Annotated in this window: 28 protein-coding genes, 2 tRNA genes and 1 pseudogene; 20 read left to right on the plus strand and 11 right to left on the minus strand. The window is 60.2% G+C overall.

Features of this window, described 5'->3' with window-relative positions; translation table 11 throughout:
• Positions 1-25: 25 nt before the first annotated feature.
• Positions 26-1,090 (plus strand): enoyl-CoA hydratase/isomerase family protein, encoded by a 1,065-nt coding sequence (locus IB248_RS04415; RefSeq protein WP_026371968.1) that lies wholly within the window; start codon positions 26-28, stop codon positions 1,088-1,090.
• Here IB248_RS04415 and IB248_RS04420 read toward each other — a convergent pair.
• Positions 1,087-3,147, minus strand: a complete 2,061-nt coding sequence (locus tag IB248_RS04420; protein ID WP_018858562.1) for an ATP-dependent helicase — start codon at positions 3,145-3,147, stop codon at positions 1,087-1,089. The genes IB248_RS04415 and IB248_RS04420 overlap by 4 nt on opposite strands.
• A 96-nt stretch (positions 3,148-3,243) precedes the next feature.
• Complete coding sequence (locus IB248_RS04425; RefSeq protein ID WP_018858561.1) at positions 3,244-3,507, minus strand: hypothetical protein; 264 nt, start codon at positions 3,505-3,507, stop codon at positions 3,244-3,246.
• A 167-nt stretch (positions 3,508-3,674) separates the two neighbouring features.
• On the opposite strand from IB248_RS04425, the gene IB248_RS04430 reads away from it, so the two are divergent.
• The 3 genes from IB248_RS04430 to IB248_RS04440 all read left to right on the plus strand — a co-directional run bounded on the left by IB248_RS04430 (position 3,675) and on the right by IB248_RS04440 (position 5,721).
• Positions 3,675-3,938: a BON domain-containing protein gene (locus tag IB248_RS04430; RefSeq protein WP_018858560.1), complete on the plus strand. Its 264-nt coding sequence runs from the start codon at positions 3,675-3,677 to the stop codon at positions 3,936-3,938.
• A 222-nt stretch (positions 3,939-4,160) separates the two neighbouring features.
• Positions 4,161-4,418, plus strand: coding sequence for a hypothetical protein (locus IB248_RS04435; protein ID WP_018117007.1), 258 nt, complete (start codon positions 4,161-4,163; stop codon positions 4,416-4,418).
• A gap of 154 nt (positions 4,419-4,572) precedes the next feature.
• Entirely contained in the window at positions 4,573-5,721 is a 1,149-nt protein-coding gene (locus tag IB248_RS04440) for an acyltransferase (protein WP_169683785.1), read from the plus strand.
• Positions 5,722-5,951: 230 nt separating this feature from the next.
• Here the strand turns inward: IB248_RS04440 and IB248_RS04445 are convergent, their stop codons facing one another.
• Positions 5,952-6,194, minus strand: a complete 243-nt coding sequence (locus IB248_RS04445; protein WP_018858558.1) for a DUF982 domain-containing protein — start codon at positions 6,192-6,194, stop codon at positions 5,952-5,954.
• A 305-nt stretch (positions 6,195-6,499) separates the two neighbouring features.
• Between IB248_RS04445 and IB248_RS04450 the strand changes: the two genes are divergently transcribed.
• Complete coding sequence (locus IB248_RS04450; RefSeq protein WP_018858557.1) at positions 6,500-6,748, plus strand: hypothetical protein; 249 nt, start codon at positions 6,500-6,502, stop codon at positions 6,746-6,748.
• A 69-nt stretch (positions 6,749-6,817) separates the two neighbouring features.
• Here IB248_RS04450 and IB248_RS32345 read toward each other — a convergent pair.
• From IB248_RS32345 to IB248_RS04465, 3 genes and pseudogenes are all read right to left on the minus strand, one after another.
• Positions 6,818-7,095, minus strand: a pseudogene (locus IB248_RS32345) (hypothetical protein).
• Between the two features lie 225 nt (positions 7,096-7,320).
• Positions 7,321-7,608, minus strand: a complete 288-nt coding sequence (locus IB248_RS04460; protein WP_018858555.1) for a hypothetical protein — start codon at positions 7,606-7,608, stop codon at positions 7,321-7,323.
• A 161-nt stretch (positions 7,609-7,769) separates the two neighbouring features.
• Positions 7,770-7,844, minus strand: a tRNA-Thr gene (locus IB248_RS04465).
• Between the two features lie 152 nt (positions 7,845-7,996).
• Between IB248_RS04465 and IB248_RS04470 the strand changes: the two genes are divergently transcribed.
• The 10 genes from IB248_RS04470 (at position 7,997) to IB248_RS04515 (ending at position 13,933) form a co-directional block, all read left to right on the plus strand.
• Positions 7,997-8,191 carry a hypothetical protein gene (locus tag IB248_RS04470; protein WP_018858554.1) on the plus strand — a complete coding sequence of 65 codons (195 nt, stop codon included), beginning with the start codon at positions 7,997-7,999 and terminating at the stop codon, positions 8,189-8,191.
• Positions 8,192-8,294: 103 nt separating this feature from the next.
• On the plus strand, positions 8,295-9,587 hold the full coding sequence (gene murA, locus IB248_RS04475; protein ID WP_169683786.1) for a UDP-N-acetylglucosamine 1-carboxyvinyltransferase: 1,293 nt from the start codon (positions 8,295-8,297) through the stop codon (positions 9,585-9,587).
• Between the two features lie 115 nt (positions 9,588-9,702).
• Positions 9,703-10,140 (plus strand): DUF2948 family protein, encoded by a 438-nt coding sequence (locus tag IB248_RS04480; protein WP_018858552.1) that lies wholly within the window; start codon positions 9,703-9,705, stop codon positions 10,138-10,140.
• A 36-nt stretch (positions 10,141-10,176) separates the two neighbouring features.
• A complete protein-coding gene (gene hisD, locus IB248_RS04485) occupies positions 10,177-11,475 on the plus strand; it encodes a histidinol dehydrogenase (RefSeq protein WP_018858551.1) in 1,299 nt (432 codons plus the stop codon).
• Between the two features lie 3 nt (positions 11,476-11,478).
• Positions 11,479-11,952 (plus strand): UPF0262 family protein, encoded by a 474-nt coding sequence (locus IB248_RS04490; protein WP_018858550.1) that lies wholly within the window; start codon positions 11,479-11,481, stop codon positions 11,950-11,952.
• A gap of 5 nt (positions 11,953-11,957) precedes the next feature.
• Entirely contained in the window at positions 11,958-12,434 is a 477-nt protein-coding gene (locus tag IB248_RS04495; protein ID WP_018858549.1) for a low molecular weight phosphatase family protein, read from the plus strand.
• A gap of 118 nt (positions 12,435-12,552) precedes the next feature.
• The gene (infA, locus tag IB248_RS04500) at positions 12,553-12,771 is read left to right on the plus strand and encodes a translation initiation factor IF-1 (RefSeq protein ID WP_003545338.1); all 219 of its coding nucleotides are present in this window, start codon (positions 12,553-12,555) and stop codon (positions 12,769-12,771) included.
• A 56-nt stretch (positions 12,772-12,827) separates the two neighbouring features.
• Complete coding sequence (locus IB248_RS04505; protein ID WP_018858548.1) at positions 12,828-13,448, plus strand: Maf-like protein; 621 nt, start codon at positions 12,828-12,830, stop codon at positions 13,446-13,448.
• An 18-nt stretch (positions 13,449-13,466) separates the two neighbouring features.
• A complete protein-coding gene (gene yacG, locus IB248_RS04510; RefSeq protein WP_018858547.1) occupies positions 13,467-13,673 on the plus strand; it encodes a DNA gyrase inhibitor YacG in 207 nt (68 codons plus the stop codon).
• A gap of 184 nt (positions 13,674-13,857) precedes the next feature.
• A tRNA-Phe gene (locus IB248_RS04515) sits at positions 13,858-13,933 on the plus strand.
• 69 nt (positions 13,934-14,002) lie between these two features.
• On the opposite strand, the gene IB248_RS04520 is transcribed toward IB248_RS04515, so the two are convergent.
• A complete protein-coding gene (locus tag IB248_RS04520; RefSeq protein ID WP_246779205.1) occupies positions 14,003-14,980 on the minus strand; it encodes a tyrosine-type recombinase/integrase in 978 nt (325 codons plus the stop codon).
• A 582-nt stretch (positions 14,981-15,562) separates the two neighbouring features.
• Here IB248_RS04520 and IB248_RS04525 point away from each other — a divergent pair.
• Both IB248_RS04525 and IB248_RS04530 read left to right on the plus strand, forming a co-directional pair.
• Positions 15,563-15,730: a hypothetical protein gene (locus IB248_RS04525; protein ID WP_169683789.1), complete on the plus strand. Its 168-nt coding sequence runs from the start codon at positions 15,563-15,565 to the stop codon at positions 15,728-15,730.
• 105 nt (positions 15,731-15,835) lie between these two features.
• Positions 15,836-16,063, plus strand: a complete 228-nt coding sequence (locus IB248_RS04530) for a hypothetical protein (protein ID WP_192240389.1) — start codon at positions 15,836-15,838, stop codon at positions 16,061-16,063.
• Between the two features lie 136 nt (positions 16,064-16,199).
• Here IB248_RS04530 and IB248_RS04535 read toward each other — a convergent pair whose 3' ends face one another.
• Together IB248_RS04535 and IB248_RS04540 are read right to left on the minus strand one after the other, a co-directional pair.
• The gene (locus IB248_RS04535) at positions 16,200-16,850 is read right to left on the minus strand and encodes a glutathione S-transferase family protein (protein WP_192240390.1); all 651 of its coding nucleotides are present in this window, start codon (positions 16,848-16,850) and stop codon (positions 16,200-16,202) included.
• Between the two features lie 204 nt (positions 16,851-17,054).
• Positions 17,055-17,288 (minus strand): hypothetical protein, encoded by a 234-nt coding sequence (locus IB248_RS04540; protein ID WP_025660329.1) that lies wholly within the window; start codon positions 17,286-17,288, stop codon positions 17,055-17,057.
• A gap of 242 nt (positions 17,289-17,530) precedes the next feature.
• Here IB248_RS04540 and IB248_RS04545 point away from each other — a divergent pair, with 242 nt between their 5' ends.
• A complete protein-coding gene (locus IB248_RS04545) occupies positions 17,531-17,935 on the plus strand; it encodes a hypothetical protein (RefSeq protein ID WP_018117009.1) in 405 nt (134 codons plus the stop codon).
• Positions 17,936-18,043: 108 nt separating this feature from the next.
• On the opposite strand, the gene IB248_RS04550 is transcribed toward IB248_RS04545, so the two are convergent.
• Positions 18,044-18,250, minus strand: coding sequence for a hypothetical protein (locus tag IB248_RS04550; protein ID WP_018117010.1), 207 nt, complete (start codon positions 18,248-18,250; stop codon positions 18,044-18,046).
• Positions 18,251-18,486: 236 nt separating this feature from the next.
• Here IB248_RS04550 and IB248_RS04555 point away from each other — a divergent pair, with 236 nt between their 5' ends.
• Both IB248_RS04555 and IB248_RS04560 read left to right on the plus strand, forming a co-directional pair.
• On the plus strand, positions 18,487-18,915 hold the full coding sequence (locus IB248_RS04555) for an OsmC family protein (protein WP_018859720.1): 429 nt from the start codon (positions 18,487-18,489) through the stop codon (positions 18,913-18,915).
• Positions 18,916-19,059: 144 nt separating this feature from the next.
• Positions 19,060-19,956 (plus strand): DMT family transporter, encoded by an 897-nt coding sequence (locus IB248_RS04560; protein WP_192240391.1) that lies wholly within the window; start codon positions 19,060-19,062, stop codon positions 19,954-19,956.
• Positions 19,957-19,963: 7 nt separating this feature from the next.
• Here the strand turns inward: IB248_RS04560 and IB248_RS04565 are convergent, their stop codons facing one another.
• Complete coding sequence (locus IB248_RS04565) at positions 19,964-20,983, minus strand: polysaccharide pyruvyl transferase family protein (RefSeq protein ID WP_192240392.1); 1,020 nt, start codon at positions 20,981-20,983, stop codon at positions 19,964-19,966.
• Positions 20,984-20,990 lie beyond the last annotated feature (7 nt).

Raw genomic sequence — 20,990 nt, forward strand, 5'->3', positions numbered from 1 at the left:
GGATGCAACGAGCGAGGAGGTCAGCATGCGAGACGAGGTTCACCAGAGTGAGGTGATTGTCGAACGGCGCGGCTCGGCCGGCATCATCCGCCTCAATCGACCGCGTGCGCTGAACAGCCTGACACTCGATATGGTCCGCGCCTTTGCCGCCGCAATGGGCGACTTCGCGGCAGACGCCAGCATCGCCATGGTGATCGTTTCGGGCGAGGGGGAGCGCGGCTTCTGCGCCGGCGGCGACATTCGCGCGCTGCACGAGAGCGGCCGCGCCGGCACCGACCTAGCCACGACCTTCTGGCGCGAAGAATTCCGCCTGAATCACCGGATCGCGACCTACCCAAAGCCCTATGTGGCGCTGATGGACGGCATCACCATGGGCGGCGGCGTCGGCCTGTCATCGCACGGCCGCCACCGCGTCGTAACGGAGCGAACCAAGCTTGCCATGCCGGAAACGGGGATCGGCTATTTTCCGGATGTCGGGGCGACCTGGCTGCTGCCGCGCGCGCCCGGCGAGGCCGGCACCTGGATGGGGCTGACGGGACTGACCGTCGACGCGGCCGACATCGTCTATGCCGGACTGGCCGATCACCACATCGCTTCCTTCCGGCTGCCTGACATCGTCGATACGCTGGCGGAACTGCCGCGAAACGCGACGCCCCGTGACGTCGAGGTGGTGTTGAAGAATCTCTCCAGCGATCCGGGGACGAGCGCCGTCAAAAGCAACCGCGACCTGATCGAACGTTGCTTTCATTTCGGCACCGTCGAGGAAGTCATCGATGCGCTTGGGAAGGAGCCCGGCGATTTTGCCGCCGAAACTCTGCGGATCATCCGGACCCGCTCCCCGACCAGCCTGAAACTTGCGCTTCGTCTGCTGCGCCAGGGCCGGCAAAGCAGGAACCTTGCCGAATGCCTGAACCGCGAACTCGGCGCCTGCCAGCAGATATTGAAAAGCCCGGATTTCTACGAGGGCATCCGCGCCGCCATTATCGACAAGGATCGCAATCCGCAGTGGATGCCGGCGACACCAGAGGCGGTCGACCAGGCGGCCATCGACGCCTTCTTCAAGCCCGCGGAGCCGCCGCTGGCGCTCTAGCGCCACATCCCGCGCATGCGTGCTCCGACATCGACGCGCACCTGTCGCGCCTGATGCGACGCGCCGCCATCGGCTCTGGATTGCGGCCAGCCGACCACCTCGAAGAACTGCAGCAAGGTTGCCGGAATGAAGCGCGTGCGCGACGCATAGACGTGCCGGTCGCCCTGCGCGTTCTGGCCGTGCGTGAAGAAGCGTTGCGGCACGACGAGGTCGAGATTGTCCTTGGCGCGGGTCATCGCGACGTAGAGCAGTCGCCGTTCCTCCTCGATCTCGGCGCTGGTGCCGACGGCGAGGTCGGACGGGATGCAGCCGTCGACGACGTTCAGCATGAACACCCGCGTCCATTCCTGCCCCTTGGCGGAATGGATCGTGGAGAGGATCAGATAATCCTCGTCGAGCAGCGGCACACCGGCCTGGTCGCTGGTCGCATCCGGCGGGTCGAGCGTCAACTCCGTCAGGAAACGCTCACGGGAAGGATAGCCGCTGGCGATCTGCTCGAGTTGCAGAAGGTCGGCTTGGCGCGTCGATGCATCCTCGTGCAGGCGCTCGAGATGCGGCGAATACCATTCGCGGACGAGGCCGATTTCTGCCGGCCAGCCGGCCTTGCCGGTCTTCACCTCCTGCAGCATCGCAACGAAGGCCGTCCAATCCTCGCCCGAGCGGGGAGGGGCCGGCAGGTCGGCAAGGGCCTGCATCGGGCTGGCATCCGCGGCCATCTGGTCGATGACGCGCTGCGCCGTCGACGGCCCGACACCCGGGAGCAGCTGCATCAACCGGAAGCCGGCGACGCGGTCGCGCGGGTTCTGAGCAAAGCGGAGAGCCGCGAGCATGTCCTTCACGTGCGCGCTGTCGAGGAACTTCAGCCCGCCGAACTTCACGAACGGAATGTTGCGCCGGGTCAGCTCGACCTCCAGCGCTCCGCTATGATGCGAGGCGCGGAAAAGCACCGACTGCTGCTTGAGCTTCACGCCTTCTTCGCGGTTCTCCAGCACCTTGTCCGCCACGTATCGCGCCTGGTAGGCTTCGTCGCGCACGGTGACGAGCCTTGGACGTTGGGCCGATTGGCGCTCGGTCCAGAGGTTCTTGGTGAAGCGCTCCGAGGCGAGGTCGATGACGGCGTTCGCCGCCGCGAGGATCGTCTGCGTCGAACGGTAGTTGCGATCGAGCGTGATGATGTTTGCCGAGGGGCTGAACGCGGCGGGAAAGTCGAGAATGTTGCGCACGGTGGCCGCGCGAAACGAATAGATCGACTGCGCATCGTCGCCGACGACGGTCAAGCCTTGTCCGCCAGGCTTCAAAGCGAGCAGGATCGAGGCCTGCAGCCGGTTCGTATCCTGGTATTCGTCGACAAGCACGTGGTCGAAGCGGCTGCCGATATCGTCGGCGATGATCGGTTCGCTGACCATCTGCGCCCAGTAGAGGAGCAGATCGTCATAATCGAGAATGTTCTGGCTCTGCTTGGCCTCGACATAGGCGCCGAAGAGGTCTCGCAACTGGTTTTCCCAGGCCGAGCACCAGGGGAACGCGTCGCGCAGAACGAGGCCGAGTTCGCTTTCCGAATTGACCACGCGCGAATAGATCGCAAGGCAGGTGCCCTTTGTCGGAAATCGGCTCTCCATTTTCGAGAAGCCGAGCTCGTGCCGGATGAGATTCATCAGATCGGCGCTGTCTTCCCGGTCATGGATCGTAAAGGCGGGGTCGATGCCGATCTGTTCCGCGTAATCGCGCAACAGCCGTGCCCCGATGCCGTGAAAGGTTCCGCTCCAGGCAAGCGCGTCCGCCATGATGCCGGATTTGCCGCCGAGCACCTGGACACAGATACGCTCGACACGACGCGCCATCTCGGCGGCCGCGCGGCGGGAAAATGTCATCAGCAGGATCCGGCGAGGATCGGCGCCCTTGACGATCAGGTGCGCAACGCGATGCGCGAGCGTGTTCGTCTTGCCCGAGCCGGCACCGGCGATGACGAGCAAGGGACCGGCAACGTGGGTGCCGTCAGTGAGCGTGCCGTATTCGACGGCCGCGCGCTGCTGGGGATTGAGCTTTTCAAGATACATTCAGCCGTCCGGTTGCTTCGGCGGAGAATCGCACCGCGGAAATATTCGACGTTCCTTGAATGTTCTCGAACGCTGCGGCTGTCAAGCGTGAGAGCATCAGGGGAAATCGGGCACGATGACGCGCCTCGTCAGTTTCAGCGTGCGATCCGGCTGGAGGATATAGGTTTCCTTAACCCTCTGGCCGCGGGAGTCGTAGAAGGAATTGTAGATGACACTGCCGGGCGGCGATTTGGTCAGTTTCGTGCGCGGTTGCCCGCCATAGGTGATGCTCCCCGGAATGGGCTGAACCTCGGTGGAGCTGTCCGTCGTGCAGCCCGATAGTATGACGAGCGATAGAAACGTCGGAAGCAGAACCTTCATCGCGGTAACCCTTAACTAAACCTATGGTATATATGGCGCCTCAGATCAGGGCGCCAAGTAGCGTGGGCTGGGCTCCGCGAGATTCTTTCGAGTATAGATTGGTGCGGCGCAACTAAAACTCCCCTCCGGCGTTACCCTGTAACAGACTTTGCCATTTGGAGGCGATGATGGTGCTTCGATTTCAGACGACGGAAGGTCACGGTGGTGCTTGCGGGCAGGGCCACAGCCTCGCGTCAACACGCGCCTCGGTCGAAAGCGCTCTCAGTGCCGCCTATGACGTCGATAGTAGCGAAATCGTCGTCTCGATCCTGGGGCTCTATGTCGTCCTGGAAGGATTCGTCCGGCAGAAAGGCCATGTCGAGCGGGCGGTCGAGATTGCCGAAGACGTGGTCGGGAAGGGTTATGTCCGCAGCCGGATGCTGCGGCGTTAGCCAGCCTACTCACATGTAATACTGTAAGTTCATCAGTTTTGACGCACGCATACGGCATGTTGCTGCGCACCCGGAAATATCCGCCTATCTTCATATAAAATAATACAATTTAGCTCGACCGAAAATACGAAGAATTAACTGTGCGAAAGTAGTAGCGGCGACACTGGAACTAAAAGCGTGTTTCATTAGTTAATGCTTGTAATCAAAACACGGGAGAAGGGCATGCGAAGACTTCTTCGACTGGGAGCGCCGGCTTTTGCGCTGGCATTAGGGACTTTCATCACGCCAGCTTCGGCTTCACTCGAGATTACGAGCGACTATTCCGCCCTGCCGCAGGACGAGATGGCGATGAACGAATATACCGGTTCGGTGTCCTGCACCGCGCCGACGACGCATTATGTGCCATCCTTCATCCGGTCTTTTGACGGCACCATTATCGGCGTCGGTTACCTCGAGGTGCAGAGCGACGGTCGCTGCTGATCGTTTGCTCGTCCGTCTCGGAATCCGATGAAATAGGGTAGGAAGATCGCGCTCCCCAAGCCGGAGACCGATCAACTTTTCTGGTTGTGAGTTGTGCGTTGCAGCACATTGCGTTAGCTTCCGCGAAGCTGAGCCTCAACCAGAAGGATACCCTATGATCATTGAGAGCAAGCGGATCGGATGCCTCGACGGGCTGCGCGGACTGGCCGCACTCTGGGTCCTCCTAGGTCACAGCCTGCAACTGACGGGTTGGCACCTTCCGATCCTGTCGTCGCCGGATTTGGGCGTCGACCTCTTCATTATGCTGTCCGGCTTTCTGATGGTCTTTCACTATCGGTTACGCGAGAGCGCCAACCCCTGGGAGAAGCCATCCACCTGGTTCGGCTTCTGGCTGAAGCGCTTTTTCCGAATCGCGCCACTCTACTACGTGATGCTGTGCATCGCCCTGTTGCTGGGGCCGCAGCTCTATGCGAGCCGCATGGTCATTGACACCTTCCTATCCCACGGTCCGCAATTGCCGGAGCGCTATCTGGACGGTAGCCTGCGCAACCTTCTCATCCACGCGAGCTTCCTCTTCGGACTGCATCCGGCCTATGCGTTCCGCACACCACTGCCCGATTGGAGTCTTGGTTTGGAGATGCAGTTCTATGCGGTCTTTCCGCTGGCGATGCTGCTCTTGAGGAAAGCCAGATGGCTGCCCGGCGCCGCCCTGATTGCGCTTGGCGGTTTCGTAGTCGCCAAGGCCGTGCAGGCCGCCCACATCGATTTTCCGATGCCGTCTTTCCTGCCGCTGAAGATGCATGTCTTCCTATGCGGCATGCTGATCGCCAACGGATTGTTCGTGACGCCGCGGCAAACCGTCATGAATGGCCTGCTTGCCGTCATGCTGGTCATGATTCCGATCGGCGGCGACATGACCTCGACGAAGGTCGCCGTCCGCCTGCTTCTGGTCGTCGGCTTCTTCGTGCTGGTGCATTATCATTTGTTGCCAGGTCTGGTCGGAAAGCTCGGCGATCGCGTCTCATCGCTGATGGGAAATCACTTCTGCCATTGGCTCGGCGAGCTCTCGTTCGGCGTCTATCTGATTCACCTGCTTTTGCTCCAGCCGCTCGCAGCATTCGTCATAACGCATTTCGGGGCTGGGATTTCCGCGCCGGCGCGCTTTGCGATCGTGGTCGCCGCCCTGCTGCCATTGGCCTATGCGCTGGCATATCTCGGCTTCACCCGCATCGAGGGGCCGGGCCAGACGCTTGGGCGCAAGGTGCTGGAAATAATGCGGAGACGGCGCCTGAAACCGGCCTGACGCATCGGCTTATCGCAATCGAGGCTCGTCTGCTTTCGCTGAGGGTGACGAGCCTCTGACCATCATCATGATGGCTGCACACTTTCTATTGAGGGACGTGCCTTGATGGCAATGAGGTTAATCGCGCTCCCAACAGCAAGCGCTGCCGAGGGTTAAACAAAAATAAGCCATTGCCCTGTTCCGGGACAGGTTGTCGACGATCTGCCGGCGATTGGCGGATCAAGGCCCGGTCAGTTGACCTTCAGCTTGGCTTCTTCCGCGGCCGCTACGAATTCCGCGCGTGCCTCCTCGATCGTCTTTCGACCATCAAGGGCGGCTCTGCAAGTGCTTCTTGCCTTCAGATAATGCAACCCGCGACTGCTCGGCCACAGGTCTGCCAGGCATTTCAGCGCGTCCATAGGGCCGACGATCGTGCGTGCGCCCGTATTTTCAAACCCCACATGAATAGGATTATTCCACTTCTCGCTGGCCATAGGCGCATTCTCCGTTGCTTACGCCAAAATGTGCAAGTCAGCCTTCGCGTTCCCCCAGAAGGCCCGTACTGAGTGTATTTTAGCGATATTTTCGGAGCCCGCAAACAGGAAAACCGGGTGCTGGTTGATCTCGGTATCCACCGGCACCGTCCCCCAGACCGCAGATCTTTTGAGTGCCGTGGGAGGTTGTCTCTTTTTTAGCCGGCAGATCGGCTAAGCGCACTTTTAACTGGCTGAAAACAACGCTTTGTGCAACCATGGAAAGCTCAACGTCAGTCGCCCTCTGTTAGCGTTGGAGATCGGTGATGCAGGACCTCAAGAACGTTCTGAATGCTGAATGCCAGAAGTATGTTTCTATGGTCATATCCATGCGGCGCGGCAACCAGCGATGGCTCGAACGGGATGCTGCCACGGGCTCGAACGTAGACGTGACCGATGCAAAGCTAGCGGCCTTTGAGGAAACCGTCCGGACGCTGAGGCAGATGATCCAGGACCTCGATGAGTCCGACTATACGCTGTGCCGTCCGACGAAGGATTGGCACTTCGACGCCTGAGGCCGGACCAGGGCATTCTCTTCGAGCCGATGACTCGGCAGTGCTTTCCCGCGAGTCCTATCGGAAATTCTAAAGCGATTGCGGATCATAGACGCAGGCATAGTCGAGAACGCACTGTTTTCCGGTGGCATCTGGCAGGTTGGTTGTGTCCCGTTGGTCGCCGGGGCCACATTTGGCCGGCGGATAACGGAAGCTCCGGCCTCCGATGCCGACGCGCACGAAAAGCTTTTTCTCCTGGCGAATGATTTGCGTGATCTCAGAGCAGGTATGCTCACGGGCATTGATCTGCGTCACCGCGCCGGCAAAGGAGACAGCAAAAGCGCAGCCCCTAGAACCACATTTTTCATGAACGCCTCCTGGTTGCTGACAGTTAAACAGCGCACGCAGAGCGATTCAATTGAAATCTCAGGGCATTGCGTAGCTCCGCTGACGGGAGAGGCGTTCTTTCGCAGCCGAGAGTCACAGGTTGCCGAGGCGCGGCAATAATGAGTGTCCAGTCACACGCTACCGTCTTGTTTTTGTTGAGTTTCCGTGTGCCGGCTCTGGACGCCACCGTTAAGATGCACTTAAGCCTACTTGTTCTTCAGTAGCCATACCTTCCCGGCCATTGTTATCCCGTAGACGTCTTTCGAAGCGTTATCGTCGAGATGCCGCCGCTCCAGCAAGCCAGGCGCCTTTAGCTCATCCAGAACTTTGGCTGTTACGGACTTCACTTTCAGAGGCCGTTCCTTCCAGCGGTCCGACTTTGCGTAGGTTACCGTCGCATTCTGGTGCGTCCATTTGTTCGATGGCTGAAGATACAGGTCCCCGTCCCGAGCGAGTTTCAGTGCGGCAATCTGCGATGGCGTAAGCTCGATCATGTTAGGAAACCTATTTGTCTTCTGTCTCGTGAGAACGTGACGGGAACATGCCGCACGGATTTTCTGTGCAATTCGTGGTCTGTTCCACACTTTCACGTCGTTTCGCGCGCCTCTCGGTCGCTGACGTCCACGCTCTTCTATCTGATTTTCCTAGAGAAAACTGGTGCTGCCGAGTGGGATTGAACCACCGACCTCACCCTTACCAAGGGTGTGCTCTACCACTGAGCTACGGCAGCAAGGACCAGACGCGCAACCGAACCGGCTGCATTGCGTGAACGGGGGGCCTATTGCCACAGCTTCATGATAAGCGCAAGCCGCAATTTCCATCTTTGTAGAGATTGAGGCCGGCCCACTTTTGGATTGGCGCGAATTCGGCTAAGTCTGGGCGATGACCGAAAACACCAAAAAAGGCCAGAAGAGCCGCAAGACCGAGATCGAACGCCAGGCAAAACTGCGTCGCGAGCGGGCCGCCGAAAAGCTCCGAGAAAATTTGTCCCGCCGCAAACAGCAGACCCGTGCGCGTCGATCGGGGCAGGCGGATGAGACGGATGGCCTGCCTGCCGCAAAAATGGACGAATCATAATGTTCGGTTCACGGCGAATTGAAGCCCCCGCTAATTTCGTCTAAACACCCGCATCTTTTTACAGACAGCCTTTCAGAAAGGCGGGCATCGCCCGTAAGCGCACATGGATCGTATTAGAATTGTCGGCGGTAATGAGCTTAACGGCATCATTCCGATTTCCGGCGCCAAGAATGCCGCCCTGCCGCTGATGATCGCCTCGCTGCTTACCAGCGATACACTGACGCTTGAGAACGTGCCGCATCTGGCCGATGTCGAGCTGCTGATGCGCATCCTCGGCAATCACGGCGTCGATGTTGCCGTCAACGGCCGCCGCGAGCGTCAGGAAGACGCGTACTCGCGCACCATCCACTTCACCTGCCGCACCATTGTCGATACCACCGCTCCCTATGAGCTGGTGTCCAAGATGCGCGCCTCCTTCTGGGTCATCGGCCCGCTGCTGGCGCGCGAAGGCCAGTGCCGCGTCTCGCTGCCGGGCGGCTGCGCCATCGGCACGCGTCCGGTCGACCTGTTCCTCGACGGCCTGACCGCGCTCGGCGCGAACCTCGAGATCGACGGCGGCTATATCAATGCGACGGCGCCGAAGGGCGGTCTGATCGGCGCCCGCTACACCTTCCCGAAGGTATCCGTCGGTGCGACTCACGTCATGATGATGGCCGCAACGCTTGCCCGCGGCACGACCGTCATTGGCAACGCCGCCCGCGAACCGGAGGTCGTCGACCTCGCCAACTGCCTCATTGCCATGGGCGCCAAGATCTCCGGCGCCGGCACCAGCACGATTACGATCGAGGGCGTCTCGTCGCTTTCCGGCGCGCGCCATCGCGTCCTGCCCGATCGCATCGAGACCGGCACTTATGCCATGGCCGTCGCCATGGCCGGCGGCGATGTCACTCTTGAGCACACGGATATCGCGCTTCTCGACACGGCCCTTGAAACGCTCCGCCGCGCCGGTGCCGAAATCTCGCCGACCAGCAACGGAATGCGCATCCGCCGCAATGGCGTCGGCATCAAGCCGGTGGATATCGTCACCGATCCCTTCCCGGGCTTCCCCACCGACCTGCAGGCGCAATTCATGGCGCTAATGACGCGTTCGACCGGCATCTCGCATGTCACCGAGACGATTTTCGAAAACCGCTTCATGCATGTGCAGGAACTAGCGCGCCTGGGCGCGAAGATCTCGCTGTCTGGCCAGACGGCGAAGATCGAAGGCGTTCCGCGGCTGAAGGGTGCGCCCGTCATGGCGACCGACCTGCGCGCCTCCGTCTCGCTCGTCATCGCCGGCCTTGCCGCCGAAGGCGAGACGATGGTGTCCCGTGTCTATCACCTCGATCGCGGCTTTGAGCGCCTGGAAGAAAAGCTCACCCGCTGCGGCGCCATCGTCGAGCGTGTGAGCGAATAACGAAAGGGCGCTTCTTAGCCCTTCGATATGGTTGCGCATTGTCCTGTCGCGCCTTATGTCCGTTGTCTGACGCATCGCCATTCCGGCGATGTATTGGCGATGGGGTATTGCCTGAATGACCGACCTGAAGCTGGTAGCGCTCGATAGCGAAGATCTTGCCGTCGTCTCCGCGCATTTGCAGGATAGCGTCTTCAAGGTCGCCGATCTGGCCTGGTCGCCGCGCGAAGGTCAGTTCTCGGTCGCCGTCAACCGCTTCGTGTGGGAAGAAGCCGGCAAGAAGCGCAGGGGGTTCGAACGCCGCCGCGCAGCTGTCGTCTTCAAGCGTGTACTTGCGGTTCGCTCCACCGGCATCGATCGCGAGAACCGCGACGCGGTGCTGTCGCTGCTTGCTATCCGCTTCGAGCAGAAGGGCGAGGGGCCGGAGGGAACGGTCGAGCTGGCGCTGTCAGGCACGGCAAGTGTTGCGCTCGATGTCGAATGCATCGAGGTTCAGCTTGCGGATATCGGCGGAGCGTGGGAAACCGCATCCAAGCCGCGCCATCCCGGCGCCTGAGAACTGGTTGTTCTGTAATCAAAGAGGAATATCGCATTGGCAATCTGGCTGGATCAGGCATCGGAAGGCTTCGAGCAACGGTTTGCCGCCTTCCTGACGACCAAGCGCGAAGTCTCCGAGGATGTGAATACGGCAGTCCGCGCCATCATCGATGACGTCAGGGCGCGCGGCGACGCGGCGCTTGCCGAATATTCGAAGAAGTTCGACGGGATCGATTTTGCCGTAACGCCCATGCGTGTGACGGAAGCCGAGATCGATGCAGCGGTCGAAGCTGTGCCGGCCGAAGTGCTTGGCGCGCTGAAGGTCGCGGCCGTGCGGATCGAATCGCATCATCGCCGCCAGTTGCCGAAGGACGATATCTATGAGGACGACATGGGCGTCGGCCTCGGGTCTCGCTGGACGGCGATCGAGGCGGTCGGCCTTTATGTGCCTGGCGGCACGGCTAGCTATCCGAGTTCGGTGCTGATGAATGCCGTGCCGGCCAAAGTTGCCGGCGTCGACCGCATCGTCATTGTCGTTCCCGCAACCGGCGGCGTGGTCAATCCGGCCGTGCTTGCAGCCGCCAAACTCGCGGGCGTCACCGAGATCTACCGGCTCGGCGGTGCGCAGGCCGTCGCTGCCCTTGCCTACGGCACCGAAACCATTGCGCCGGTCGCCAAGATCACCGGCCCGGGCAACGCCTATGTGGCAGCCGCCAAGCGCCAGGTTTTCGGCACCGTCGGCATCGACATGATCGCCGGTCCCTCGGAAGTGCTTGTCATCGCCGACAAGGATAACAATCCGGACTGGGTGGCGGCCGATCTTCTGGCGCAAGCCGAGCACGATGCGAGCGCGCAGGCGATCCTCGCGACTGAGGATGCCGAGTTCGCACGGTCCGTGGAAGCAGCGGTCGAGCGGCAGTTGAAACTGCTCAATCGGGCCGAAACCGCTGCCGCAAGCTGGCGCGACTTTGGAGCGATCATTCTCGTGAAGTCGCTCAAGGACGCGATTCCGCTGTCAAACCGGATCGCGCCCGAACACCTGGAGCTCGCCGTTGCCGATCCGGACGCGCTGCTGCCTCGCATCCGCAATGCCGGCGCGATCTTCATGGGCGCCCATACGCCTGAAGTGATCGGTGACTATGTCGGCGGCTCGAACCACGTTCTGCCGACGGCCCGCTCGGCCCGGTTCTCCTCCGGTCTCTCAGTGCTCGATTTCGTCAAGCGCACCTCGATCCTGCGCCTCGGTCCCGAGCAACTTCGCACGCTCGGTCCCGCCGCCATCGCACTGGCCGTTTCCGAAGGACTGGACGCACACGCACGGTCGGTAGCGATCCGCCTGAACCTGGAAGGGTGACAGATGGCAACGGGCGACTTTCGGCTTTGCGACGTCGTCCTTGACGACAGCATCGGCAGAGCGACGCCCGACGTCGAACACGAGCGCGCGGTCGCCATCTTCGATCTTGTCGAGGAAAACAGCTTTACGCCCGTGGGGCATTCCGGTGGGCCGTACCGGCTGAATATCTCGCTGGTCGACTCCAAGCTGGTTTTCGCGATCACGACGGAGGACGGAGGCGCCGTCGCCACCCACATCCTGTCCTTGACCCCGTTTCGCCGCATCGTGAAGGATTATTTCCTGATCTGTGAAAGCTACTACGAGGCAATCCGCTCAGCCTCGCCGAGCCGCATCGAGGCGATCGACATGGGGCGGCGCGGCATTCACAATGAGGGCTCGCAGACGCTGAGGGACCGCCTGAACGGCAAGATCGAGATCGATTTCGATACCGCACGCCGGCTGTTCACGCTGGTTTGCGTGCTCTACTGGCGCGGTTGAGGCCGATGGAAGCGCCAGTCGACGCAGGCGAAGGAAAAAGGCCGGGCGCCATCCTGTTCATGTGCGGCATGAACTGCATTCGCTCCCCCATGGCCGAGGTGATCGCCCGCAGCATGCTGCCTGCGAACGTCTATATCAGATCCGCCGGCGTCCGTTCGGGGGAGCGGGACCCCTTCGTCGATGTTGCGCTTGAGGAGATCGGCCTTTCTCTTGGTCGGCATCATCCGCATACGCTGGAAGAACTGGAAGATGATTACTTCGACCTGATCATCTCGCTCTCGCCGCAAGCGCACCATGCAGCGCTAGAACTGACCCGGTCGAAAGCCATCGAAGTCGTCTATTGGCCGACCATCGATCCGACCGTTGTTCAGGGCACGCGAGAGCAGATTCTGAACAGCTACCGGCAAGTCCGCGATCATCTGACCGAACTGATCGAGAGCCGGCTGGTTAGAAGAAACATCATTGCCGCGCACTCGGCGTGAAACAAATGACGGAAACGCGATCAATTAGGTTCACAAACCCTCGTTGATTGTGTAGTTTCCGCCCAAAATTTTGGGCGGCCGCCGCCGTCATCTCAACCCACAGGAAGAAAACCTCTATATGCCTAAAGAAGAAGTCCTCGAATTTCCGGGTATTGTGACCGAGCTTCTGCCGAACGCAACGTTCCGCGTAAAGCTCGAAAACGAACACGAGATCATCGCTCACACTGCTGGCCGCATGCGCAAGAACCGCATCCGCGTTCTGGCCGGCGACAAGGTTCTCGTTGAAATGACGCCCTACGACCTGACCAAGGGCCGCATCACCTACCGCTTCAAGTAGGCCTGCATACAAGGCTTGAAAGGCCGCTTTCTCCGTGTTCCGGTGGTCGAGGTTCCATGGCGCTGAAATACAAGCTCATTCTGGCTTCCGGCTCGCCCCGCCGCGTTGATCTGCTCAATCAGGCAGGGATCGAGCCTTCGCGTCTCATGCCGATGGATATCGACGAGACGCCGAAAAAGTCTGAGCACCCGCGCTCACTCGCCCGGCGCCTGTCGACGGAAAAGGCCGAGGCAGCACTTGCCGCCATCAAGGGCGACATGACGTGGAAGGGCAGTTACATCCTGTCGGCCGATACCGTCGTCGCTGTCGGACGCCGCATTCTTGGCAAGGCCGAGTTCGCGGATGAGGCGTCAGCCTCGTTGTATCTCTTGTCCGGGCGCAGCCACTGGGTCTATACCGGCGTCTGCCTGGTGACGCCCGACCGCAAGATCCGCCAGAAGATTGTCGAGACGAAGGTTCGCTTCAAGCGCCTTTCCGGTTTCGAGATCGAGAACTACCTTGCATCGGGGCAGTGGCGCGGCAAGGCTGGCGCCTACGGTATCCAGGGCCTGGCCGGAACATTTGTGCAGAAGATGGTCGGCTCCTACACCAACGTTGTTGGGTTGCCGCTTTATGAAACCATCCTTTTGCTGACCGGCGAAGGCTTTGACGTGCATAGCCGGTGGGCCGAGGGCTGATCCTCGAAGGAACCGCCGATGTCTGACGAAAACAAGACCGCCAAGGTCGAACCGCTGCGCAAGACGCGGCCCTGCCCGGAATGCGGCAAGCCGTCCAACCGCGAACACTACCCGTTTTGCTCGAACCGCTGCCGCGACCTCGATCTTTCGCGCTGGCTCTCCGGCTCATACGCCATCCCCGTTGCCGACGACGAGGCGAAGGCGGATTACAATGATGAGGAATAGGTCCGTTTTTCCACGGGCGAAGCCATTAAATTCGTTGATGAATTTGGAAAATTCCAAGGCTTCTCAAAAAACTGTCATTTGGCGCTTGCCATGTCCGGACAAGATGCTATAACCCCGCTCGCTTCCGGGGCGAACCAAGGCCCCTCGGTTCTTTCCCAGGAAAGAATGTCTGCGAAGCGGGTTAGCCCAGATAGCTCAGTTGGTAGAGCAGCGGATTGAAAATCCGCGTGTCGCTGGTTCGATTCCGGCTCTGGGCACCATTTTAAGCCATTGTTCCACCTAGTGTTTTTCATGTTTTCTCACCTTTTGCTTATTTGAGTTTGACACTTTCAGACTCCGGATTTGACAACTTTCGTTTTTCGTTTGTTCAGTTCGGCCTCAAAATCGGCGACGGCGGATTTCGTGCGCTTCGTCATGTTGGCACGCCGGGAATAGTGCTTCGCCATTGCTTCCGTGGCGTGGCCGAGCACCAGGGCGATTGTTCCATGGTCCTTGCCCATCTCCGCGAGAATGGTTGCAACTGTGTGCCGAAGACCCTTCAACGTTAGCCCGGGCTGGATCAAACCTTCCGCCTCCAGCTTTCCTTTAAGTCTGCTCCAGTTCGTGCTGAACCCATTGTAGGTCCAGGGTTGGCCTCTGCTATTGGCACACAGCGTCAAGGCATCATGCTTCGGTGCACGCACAATCGCCTCAGCGACAGGCTCGAAGAGAGGCAGGTAGATTGGCTGGCCAGTCTTGTTGCGGCGTGTATCGAGCCCGGCTTGCGTAATGGCCATCCTCGGCAGTTCCAGCGCGTCCTGCGGATCGAGCGCATAAAACATCATGAGGGCGACCGGCAGCAGCATGTGAGGTGGCAGCGCTGCGAGAACGGTTTCACGCTCAGCGTCGGTCCATGGTCGGTTAGCGTCGGGAAGGGCCTTGGGGCGTCGGGCGGGCTTTACCTTGGCCGCAGGATTGTCCTTTGTGAAGCCATACTCAATTCCCCAGTCGAAGATCACTGAAAGGACGGAGCGTACGTAATTAGCAAAGCGAAACTTGCGTTTCTCCAAGGCCTTGTCCCGGATCTTTGCTATAAATGGAGGCCTGAACCGGTCCAGTGGCGTGTCGTCAATCGCCTGAAGATAGTCGAAACATTTCTGATAGTCGGCGCGCGTTCGAGGAGCCAGCTCGGCGCGGAACCTGACGCTTTCGCGGTATTTCGTAATTAGCATTCCCAGTGTACCGGGTTTGGCCTCCTTTTCATTCCGCAGTTCGTTGATGCGGTTGCACTCCTGCCAAGGCACCTTCGCTCTCCTCGCAAAGGCCAAAAGTGTAACCCATGTCTCCGGTATGAACTGTCACCCCTCTCTCGGGAAGGACAAACTGCTCGTTTCTTCAAAGATCGCCTCTTAGTTCCACGTATCGCGCCGATGCACCAACCCGCACGTGAAACCTTTTTGGCGCAGCCACGCAGGCCGCGAAGGCGGCTTTACCCGCAGGACGCTTGAGCGCCTCGTTCGCCCTCAGTTGGCCCAGCCCGGTCAGTAACCGCACGACAACGCGTTTGTCGGTCTGAAGCCATGTGCACAGGCGGGATTCACGGAATACCGCGGTTGATACTGAAAATCTCCGCGATTTGAACTTTGCGGAGTTGTTGTGCAGGCCGAAGCAAACGCGGCGAGCCCTATCAGCATAAGCATCCGAAGTCTGCGCATGGGTTTCTCCCTGCGGTGGGTGAACTCGTGTCGAGAAACAATCTATCACCGCCATCTGGCGCATGCGAACGAACAGTTGACGGCGAAATTGGCTTTGTGTGGCGCCAGTGGAGCGGTACCTTGCACGGCGTGAATACGCCCCTTGACGCTGTCGCAAAATGAGAACAAAATAGGAACATTCCTATGGAGGTTCTCATGACCCATACTGAACAGGTTATCGCGAATGCCCTTGCTGCCGTCGCCGCAAGCCGGGCGGAGCGGGAGCGCGATGCCGAGCGCCGCAAACGCGTTTTCGGCCATATCGATATCGGCCGCCCTCTGCCTGTAATCAAAGGCCAGCAACTCAGCCTTGACCTTCACTGATGACGACGTGATTGAGACGATCGCCACCGTGCTGAAGGACGTCCGGTGCCAATCGGTATCTTGCGATGGCATTGCGTGGCCGGAACTCGTTTGCCGCCGGCCCAAATGAGTTGGTCCGCACCGGCTCCTGCCGCGAAATTCGACGACAGGGGTGCCTCCCGTGACTGCGGCCCAGTCGTCACCGTCGCCCATATTGACGGGACACGTGATCTGCCCGCCCTCTATGTAGAACGTGTCCCAGCCCGGACCCATGTCGATATTGCCGTTGACCGCTCCTGGATCGCTGAAACCGAGATTGACATGTCAGTCGTCGCCGAGGCCCGTCGTCGCTGACCCAGCCTGATAGCGAACGCTCACCGCCGATGGCTTGCTGGCCGCCAACTGAGGCAGGTCATCAACCTTCGCCGTTACCGTCGCCCGGCTCACGTGCTGAGGCGTGGTGGCAGGCACGGCCCAAAGCAGATCTTTCTCAGTCAGCCGATGTGGCGGTGAAGACAGCCAACTGGGCATCGAAGGCACGCTTGAAGGCCGGCCGCGCTTTGCCGCGGGCGACATAGGCGAAAAGGTTCGGGTATTCGTCCAGCATGCCCAATCCTTCCAATCTGCGCAGTACCGTCACCATGAGGATGTCGGCGGCACTGAAGTTCCCGTCGAGCCAGTCGGCATCGCCAAGCCGATCGGAAAGTTCGCTCAGTCGCTTGCGAATGCGTTTGTCAATCATGGGCAGGCGCTGCTCGTACCAGGGCTGGTCGCCCTCCAGGAACCTGGCAACTTCTCTATCGACGATCGGCGGCTCTACCGTGTTCAGTGCGGCAAACATCCATGCGATCGCGCGTGCCCGGGCATTTGTATCCTCAGGCAGCAGGCCCACATGGCGCTCCGCGATATGCAGCACGATCGCCCCCGACTCAAACAGGGCGAGATCGCCCTCCTCATAGGTGGGAATCTGCCCGAAAGGTTGGACCGCGAGATGCGCGGGTTCCTTCATCGCTTTGAACGAAAGAAGACGAACGTCGTAAGGCTGGTTCACTTCTTCGAGCGCCCAGCGAACGCGCATGTCGCGCGCCAAACCCCTGCCACGATCGGGCGACCGTTCAAAGGCGGTAATGGTGATGGCCATTGTTGTTCTCCATAGCGTGTCTGTCTTGAAGACGACCGGCTAAACGAGATTCCGACACCCAATGTTCAAGATAGTCCTCGCGGTTGGTTCAAATAGGGGAAGGATTCTTGCTGGCGCGAGGGGGCAGCTTTCGACTTATGCTAGCCGTTTCTTCCGCACAGGCCGCAAACGCCCACATCGCGAAGGGCGCCTTGCCTGCTTCGACTAAGCCATCCTTCGCAGCACATCGAGCAGCGTCTGGGCGTCATCATTGGCGCCGATCCGCCGGAGGCCGTCGTCCGCAAGCGTAGCGATCGCCTCGAGCGCTTCGTGCTCGCTCCAGCCCGCATCGACCGATGCCGCGACGAGATCGCGGAAGGCGAACTGCAGCGCGTCCTGGCAGCGGATGTCCCGGTCGGGGTCATCAGTGGCGACGAAGGGTTTGTAAATGTCTCTCATCTCGCTCTCCACGAATGTGCCGACGAGGCAGAATAGTCGAAATGTGTTTAAGGAAATGCTTAAGAATTTGCCAATCTACAGGGGTGAAATGCCGATGCGATGGGCGGGGAGTGTTGCGGCGCGTAGCGGTCTCCCGCAACGGTAACAAAATGGTCCTCAGAAGGTTAAATCTCGGACGGCCGCCGTTCTCAATTCTATTGCTGAATGATAATACTGTCAGCGCAAACGGAGGGGGATACTCTATGCCACGCATATCGCAGCTATACTTCAGGACGGCAGTCATATTTCTGATTATCGGCATCCTCATGGGGCTGAACATGGCGATCTCGCAGGATCACAGCGTGATCGGCGCCCATGCGCACTGTAATCTCTTGGGTTGGGTGACGATGGCGATCTTTGGCGGCTACCACGCCCTCAATCCTCAGAAGGCCGAGAAGCGTCTCGCGATGATCCAGTATTACGTCTACACGGCAGGCATCGCGCTCATGGTGCCGGCGCTCTATCTCATGCTTCAGGGCAATACGGCCATGGAGCCGATCGTCGCTCTCGCGTCGGTCATCACCTTCGTCGGCGTGTTGCTGTTCGCTTTCATCATCTTCTCCAGCGAAAAGGTGGTACTCACACCGCCGGCGCCGTCATATCGCTGATCTGTCCAATGCAGCGTCTGGCAGGGTAGCCGCCCTGCCTGGCACTCCGCCCAGCGCATCTCGTCGCCGGACATCGATGTCGCTTTAACGAGCCCGTTGCCTAGAGTTTCAATGGACGATCTGAATGCGGATCTGTTCCTTCGCCGCGTATTCGTGGCAATCGCCGGCAGCATCGCCGACGAAGATCACATCGCCATCGGAATCGAACAGGCCCCAGCAGGCTTCGTCGTCGAGGTAGACTTTTCTGACATAGCCGAAGGGTTCGGCATCGAGGACGACGCTGGGTGCATCAGGAACAGCCGCAAGTGTTCGCATGGATAACTCCATTGAGTCGTTTCTGTTTTAGTGCAAGCTTATATTGCACTTTGAAGCTGACCTGGGGCTATCCTTAGAAATCGGGATGGGAAACTGAGGTTGACGAGCGGACGGATTGGAGTCGACCGAATCACCCGAGTGGTCTGTTTCCGCCCCTTCGCCAGAGCTGAAGCGCATTGCCGCGGGCAATCAAAATCCTTATCTAGCACAGGCTGTCATCACCAAAGGATTTTCTCATGGCCGCCGATCTCAAGGCTCGTCCCCGTCCCGTTGGAGCAACCGCCGTTCTTGGTCGCACCGGCTTTCCACATGTCACCTCGGCCACCAAGGGTGAGCTCGATATCGTCACCGGCGCCTCGCAACCTGGCTTCAATCCGCTCGACCTCCTCTATGCGTCGCTGTCAGCCTGCCTGGTCCTGAGCGCGCGCATTGCCGCAAGCCAGATGGGCATGCTCGACCGGATCACGGAGATCACGGCCGACGTTACTGGCGAGAAGGCAAGCGAAGGCCCGTCGCGTGTCCAGACATTCAACATCGCCTTCTCGATCAAGGGCGACCTCGATGAAGAGACGCGCCTGAAGATCGCCCATGCGGCGGAAGAAATCTGCACGGTCAGCAACACAATTCGCGGGGCGCCTGAATTCTCGGCCGTCATTTCCGGCTGATAGGCTCGGTGCTGCAAATTCGCATCGGCGGGCAATGAGATTTTTGCCTGCCCCTGTCGCTCCTCGGCTATCACGACACCATCGCTTCTGATAGGTCCGTTGCTCGCCGCCGGTCGTCAGGCGGTCAGAACGCATCGAGAGCTAATGTCGCAGGCCGCTTCCACCGTCGCAGAAACCCCCGCATCCAACCGTTTTCCCCTCGCCGCCCTGATCCTCGGCGGCGCGGCGATCGGCGGCTCGCCGATCTTCGTGCGGCTGTCGGAAGTCGGGCCGATGGCGACGGCCTTCTGGCGCGTCGCCCTGGCGCTGATCCCGATCTTCATATTCTCGCTTGCGAAGGGCAAGGATGCGGGCTCGAAGCCTGAAAAGCTATCCGACTATGCCCTGCTGGTCGTGCCGGGTGTCCTGCTCGCCATGGATCTCGCGGCCTGGCACCTCTCCATCACCATGACGTCGGTGGCCAATGCGACGCTGCTTGCCAATCTGGCTCCCGTCTTTGTCACGGTGATCGGGCTTCTGTTTTTCGGCGCAGTCGTTACCCGCGTCTTCGTTCTCGGGCTGGTATTGGCGCTTGCTGGCGTGGTTGTCCTGAAGGGCGGTCCTGCGGCGCTTGGCAATGGCGACCTCAGCGGCGATGGCGTCGCGGTCATCGCAGCCGTGTTCTATGCCGGCTACATCCTGGCAATCGGCAAGCTGCGCAGCCGGTTCGATACGGTCCGCATCATGCTCTGGAGCACGGCGTCGGCTGCTGTCTGCATCTTCCCGATCGGCTTCTTCTACGAAGGCCACATGCTACCGCCGACGGCCTATGGCTGGGCGATCGTCTTCGGTCTTGCCTTCGTCAGCCACGCGGGCGGGCAGGTGGCGATTGCCTATTCGCTCGCCTATCTGCCGGCCGCCTTCTCCTCACTGACGCTGCTGCTGCAGCCGGTCGTGGCGGCAATCCTCGCCTGGGTTCTGCTCAGCGAACCGATCGGCCCGATGCAGGCGGTCGGCGGGGCAGTGGTGCTCGCCGGGATTCTGGTTGCCCGGCGAGGCTGATCTCAAATCAGGCGGCGGCCGCAGCGGCGACGCGACGCGCATCGAGGATGGCGAGCGCCTCGTCGACCGTTGAGGCAAGCTCCGCCTTGTCGCTGTTGCAGGTGCCCCAGGCCTCGATGAAGCTGCTCGTCTTGCCGTAGCTGTTGTCGAGAACACAGTGATCGGCGCCCAAGAGCACGCACATGATATGCCCGTGCATGCGATCGGTGATGACCTGGCGCGCCGAGCTCAGCAGGGCGACGCCACGGTCGAAACGCTGCTGCGCCCGTTCGCGATAGGCAAGCTCCGTCATCCGCGCGCGGCCACCGATACGGCCGGTCAGAAGGCCCTTCAGGATCGCGGCGTGCTTCGTCTGGCGCTGGAAATCGGCAGGCTCGTCGGGCCAGTCCGATTTCACGGTACCCGGACGCAAGGTTGCTGCCGTCAGGTCCTGTGCGGTGCCGACTTCCTGGTCCTCACGCAGATTGAGCAGCAGCTCGTGCTGCGGCGTCGGTCGAGTGACCGGACCGATGCAGAAGGCCATGTCCGGGCAAAGCCGCGTTTCGCACTGGAACCAGCGCTGGGCAAATTCCAGGCTTCGCTGGTCGCGAACGAGAAGCGTGAACTGACCGTGGCGCTCGATCGCACGCGCGGTGCTGTCGACATTTGCCTGCTCCTTGAAATGGATCGTCTGCGGCATCTGGACGATCGGGCGGCCCTTGTGCTTGTCGAGCAGGCCTTCGCGGAACTGGCGGTAGCCGGCCCAGATGTCACCGAAATTGCCGCCGCCGTGCAGGAAAATGCGACCGCTGCTGATCGCGCCGAGCATCCGGTCTTCATCATAGGTCGGGATCTCGGTCACGTAGGTCGGGCGCGTACGTTTCTTGTCGAAATAGGCAAGCTCGCCGAGCCAGATGGCGCTGTCGCCGATATTGTAGTGGTTCGGGAAGTCGAGAAGCGCATAACGCTCGGACGGATCAAAGAGGTCGGAAAGGCAATTGGCGATCACGCCCTGCAGGCGGTTGATGATCGTAATATTGGATTCCATGAAATGC

It is taken from the genome of Rhizobium sp. RHZ01, from assembly GCF_014851595.1.
GTDB classification, from domain to species: domain Bacteria; phylum Pseudomonadota; class Alphaproteobacteria; order Rhizobiales; family Rhizobiaceae; genus Rhizobium; species Rhizobium altiplani.

Coding starts and splice junctions, on each gene's coding strand:
- IB248_RS04415 (WP_026371968.1), top strand. CDS start 26: ATGCGAGACGAGGTTCACCAGAGTGAGGTGATTGTCGAACGGCGCGGC.
- IB248_RS04420 (WP_018858562.1), bottom strand. CDS start 3,147: ATGTATCTTGAAAAGCTCAATCCCCAGCAGCGCGCGGCCGTCGAATAC.
- IB248_RS04425 (WP_018858561.1), bottom strand. CDS start 3,507: ATGAAGGTTCTGCTTCCGACGTTTCTATCGCTCGTCATACTATCGGGC.
- IB248_RS04430 (WP_018858560.1), top strand. CDS start 3,675: ATGGTGCTTCGATTTCAGACGACGGAAGGTCACGGTGGTGCTTGCGGG.
- IB248_RS04435 (WP_018117007.1), top strand. CDS start 4,161: ATGCGAAGACTTCTTCGACTGGGAGCGCCGGCTTTTGCGCTGGCATTA.
- IB248_RS04440 (WP_169683785.1), top strand. CDS start 4,573: ATGATCATTGAGAGCAAGCGGATCGGATGCCTCGACGGGCTGCGCGGA.
- IB248_RS04445 (WP_018858558.1), bottom strand. CDS start 6,194: ATGGCCAGCGAGAAGTGGAATAATCCTATTCATGTGGGGTTTGAAAAT.
- IB248_RS04450 (WP_018858557.1), top strand. CDS start 6,500: ATGCAGGACCTCAAGAACGTTCTGAATGCTGAATGCCAGAAGTATGTT.
- IB248_RS04460 (WP_018858555.1), bottom strand. CDS start 7,608: ATGATCGAGCTTACGCCATCGCAGATTGCCGCACTGAAACTCGCTCGG.
- IB248_RS04470 (WP_018858554.1), top strand. CDS start 7,997: ATGACCGAAAACACCAAAAAAGGCCAGAAGAGCCGCAAGACCGAGATC.
- murA (WP_169683786.1), top strand. CDS start 8,295: ATGGATCGTATTAGAATTGTCGGCGGTAATGAGCTTAACGGCATCATT.
- IB248_RS04480 (WP_018858552.1), top strand. CDS start 9,703: ATGACCGACCTGAAGCTGGTAGCGCTCGATAGCGAAGATCTTGCCGTC.
- IB248_RS04490 (WP_018858550.1), top strand. CDS start 11,479: ATGGCAACGGGCGACTTTCGGCTTTGCGACGTCGTCCTTGACGACAGC.
- IB248_RS04495 (WP_018858549.1), top strand. CDS start 11,958: ATGGAAGCGCCAGTCGACGCAGGCGAAGGAAAAAGGCCGGGCGCCATC.
- infA (WP_003545338.1), top strand. CDS start 12,553: ATGCCTAAAGAAGAAGTCCTCGAATTTCCGGGTATTGTGACCGAGCTT.
- IB248_RS04505 (WP_018858548.1), top strand. CDS start 12,828: ATGGCGCTGAAATACAAGCTCATTCTGGCTTCCGGCTCGCCCCGCCGC.
- yacG (WP_018858547.1), top strand. CDS start 13,467: ATGTCTGACGAAAACAAGACCGCCAAGGTCGAACCGCTGCGCAAGACG.
- IB248_RS04525 (WP_169683789.1), top strand. CDS start 15,563: ATGACCCATACTGAACAGGTTATCGCGAATGCCCTTGCTGCCGTCGCC.
- IB248_RS04530 (WP_192240389.1), top strand. CDS start 15,836: ATGAGTTGGTCCGCACCGGCTCCTGCCGCGAAATTCGACGACAGGGGT.
- IB248_RS04535 (WP_192240390.1), bottom strand. CDS start 16,850: ATGGCCATCACCATTACCGCCTTTGAACGGTCGCCCGATCGTGGCAGG.
- IB248_RS04540 (WP_025660329.1), bottom strand. CDS start 17,288: ATGAGAGACATTTACAAACCCTTCGTCGCCACTGATGACCCCGACCGG.
- IB248_RS04545 (WP_018117009.1), top strand. CDS start 17,531: ATGCCACGCATATCGCAGCTATACTTCAGGACGGCAGTCATATTTCTG.
- IB248_RS04550 (WP_018117010.1), bottom strand. CDS start 18,250: ATGCGAACACTTGCGGCTGTTCCTGATGCACCCAGCGTCGTCCTCGAT.
- IB248_RS04555 (WP_018859720.1), top strand. CDS start 18,487: ATGGCCGCCGATCTCAAGGCTCGTCCCCGTCCCGTTGGAGCAACCGCC.
- IB248_RS04560 (WP_192240391.1), top strand. CDS start 19,060: ATGTCGCAGGCCGCTTCCACCGTCGCAGAAACCCCCGCATCCAACCGT.
- IB248_RS04565 (WP_192240392.1), bottom strand. CDS start 20,983: ATGGAATCCAATATTACGATCATCAACCGCCTGCAGGGCGTGATCGCC.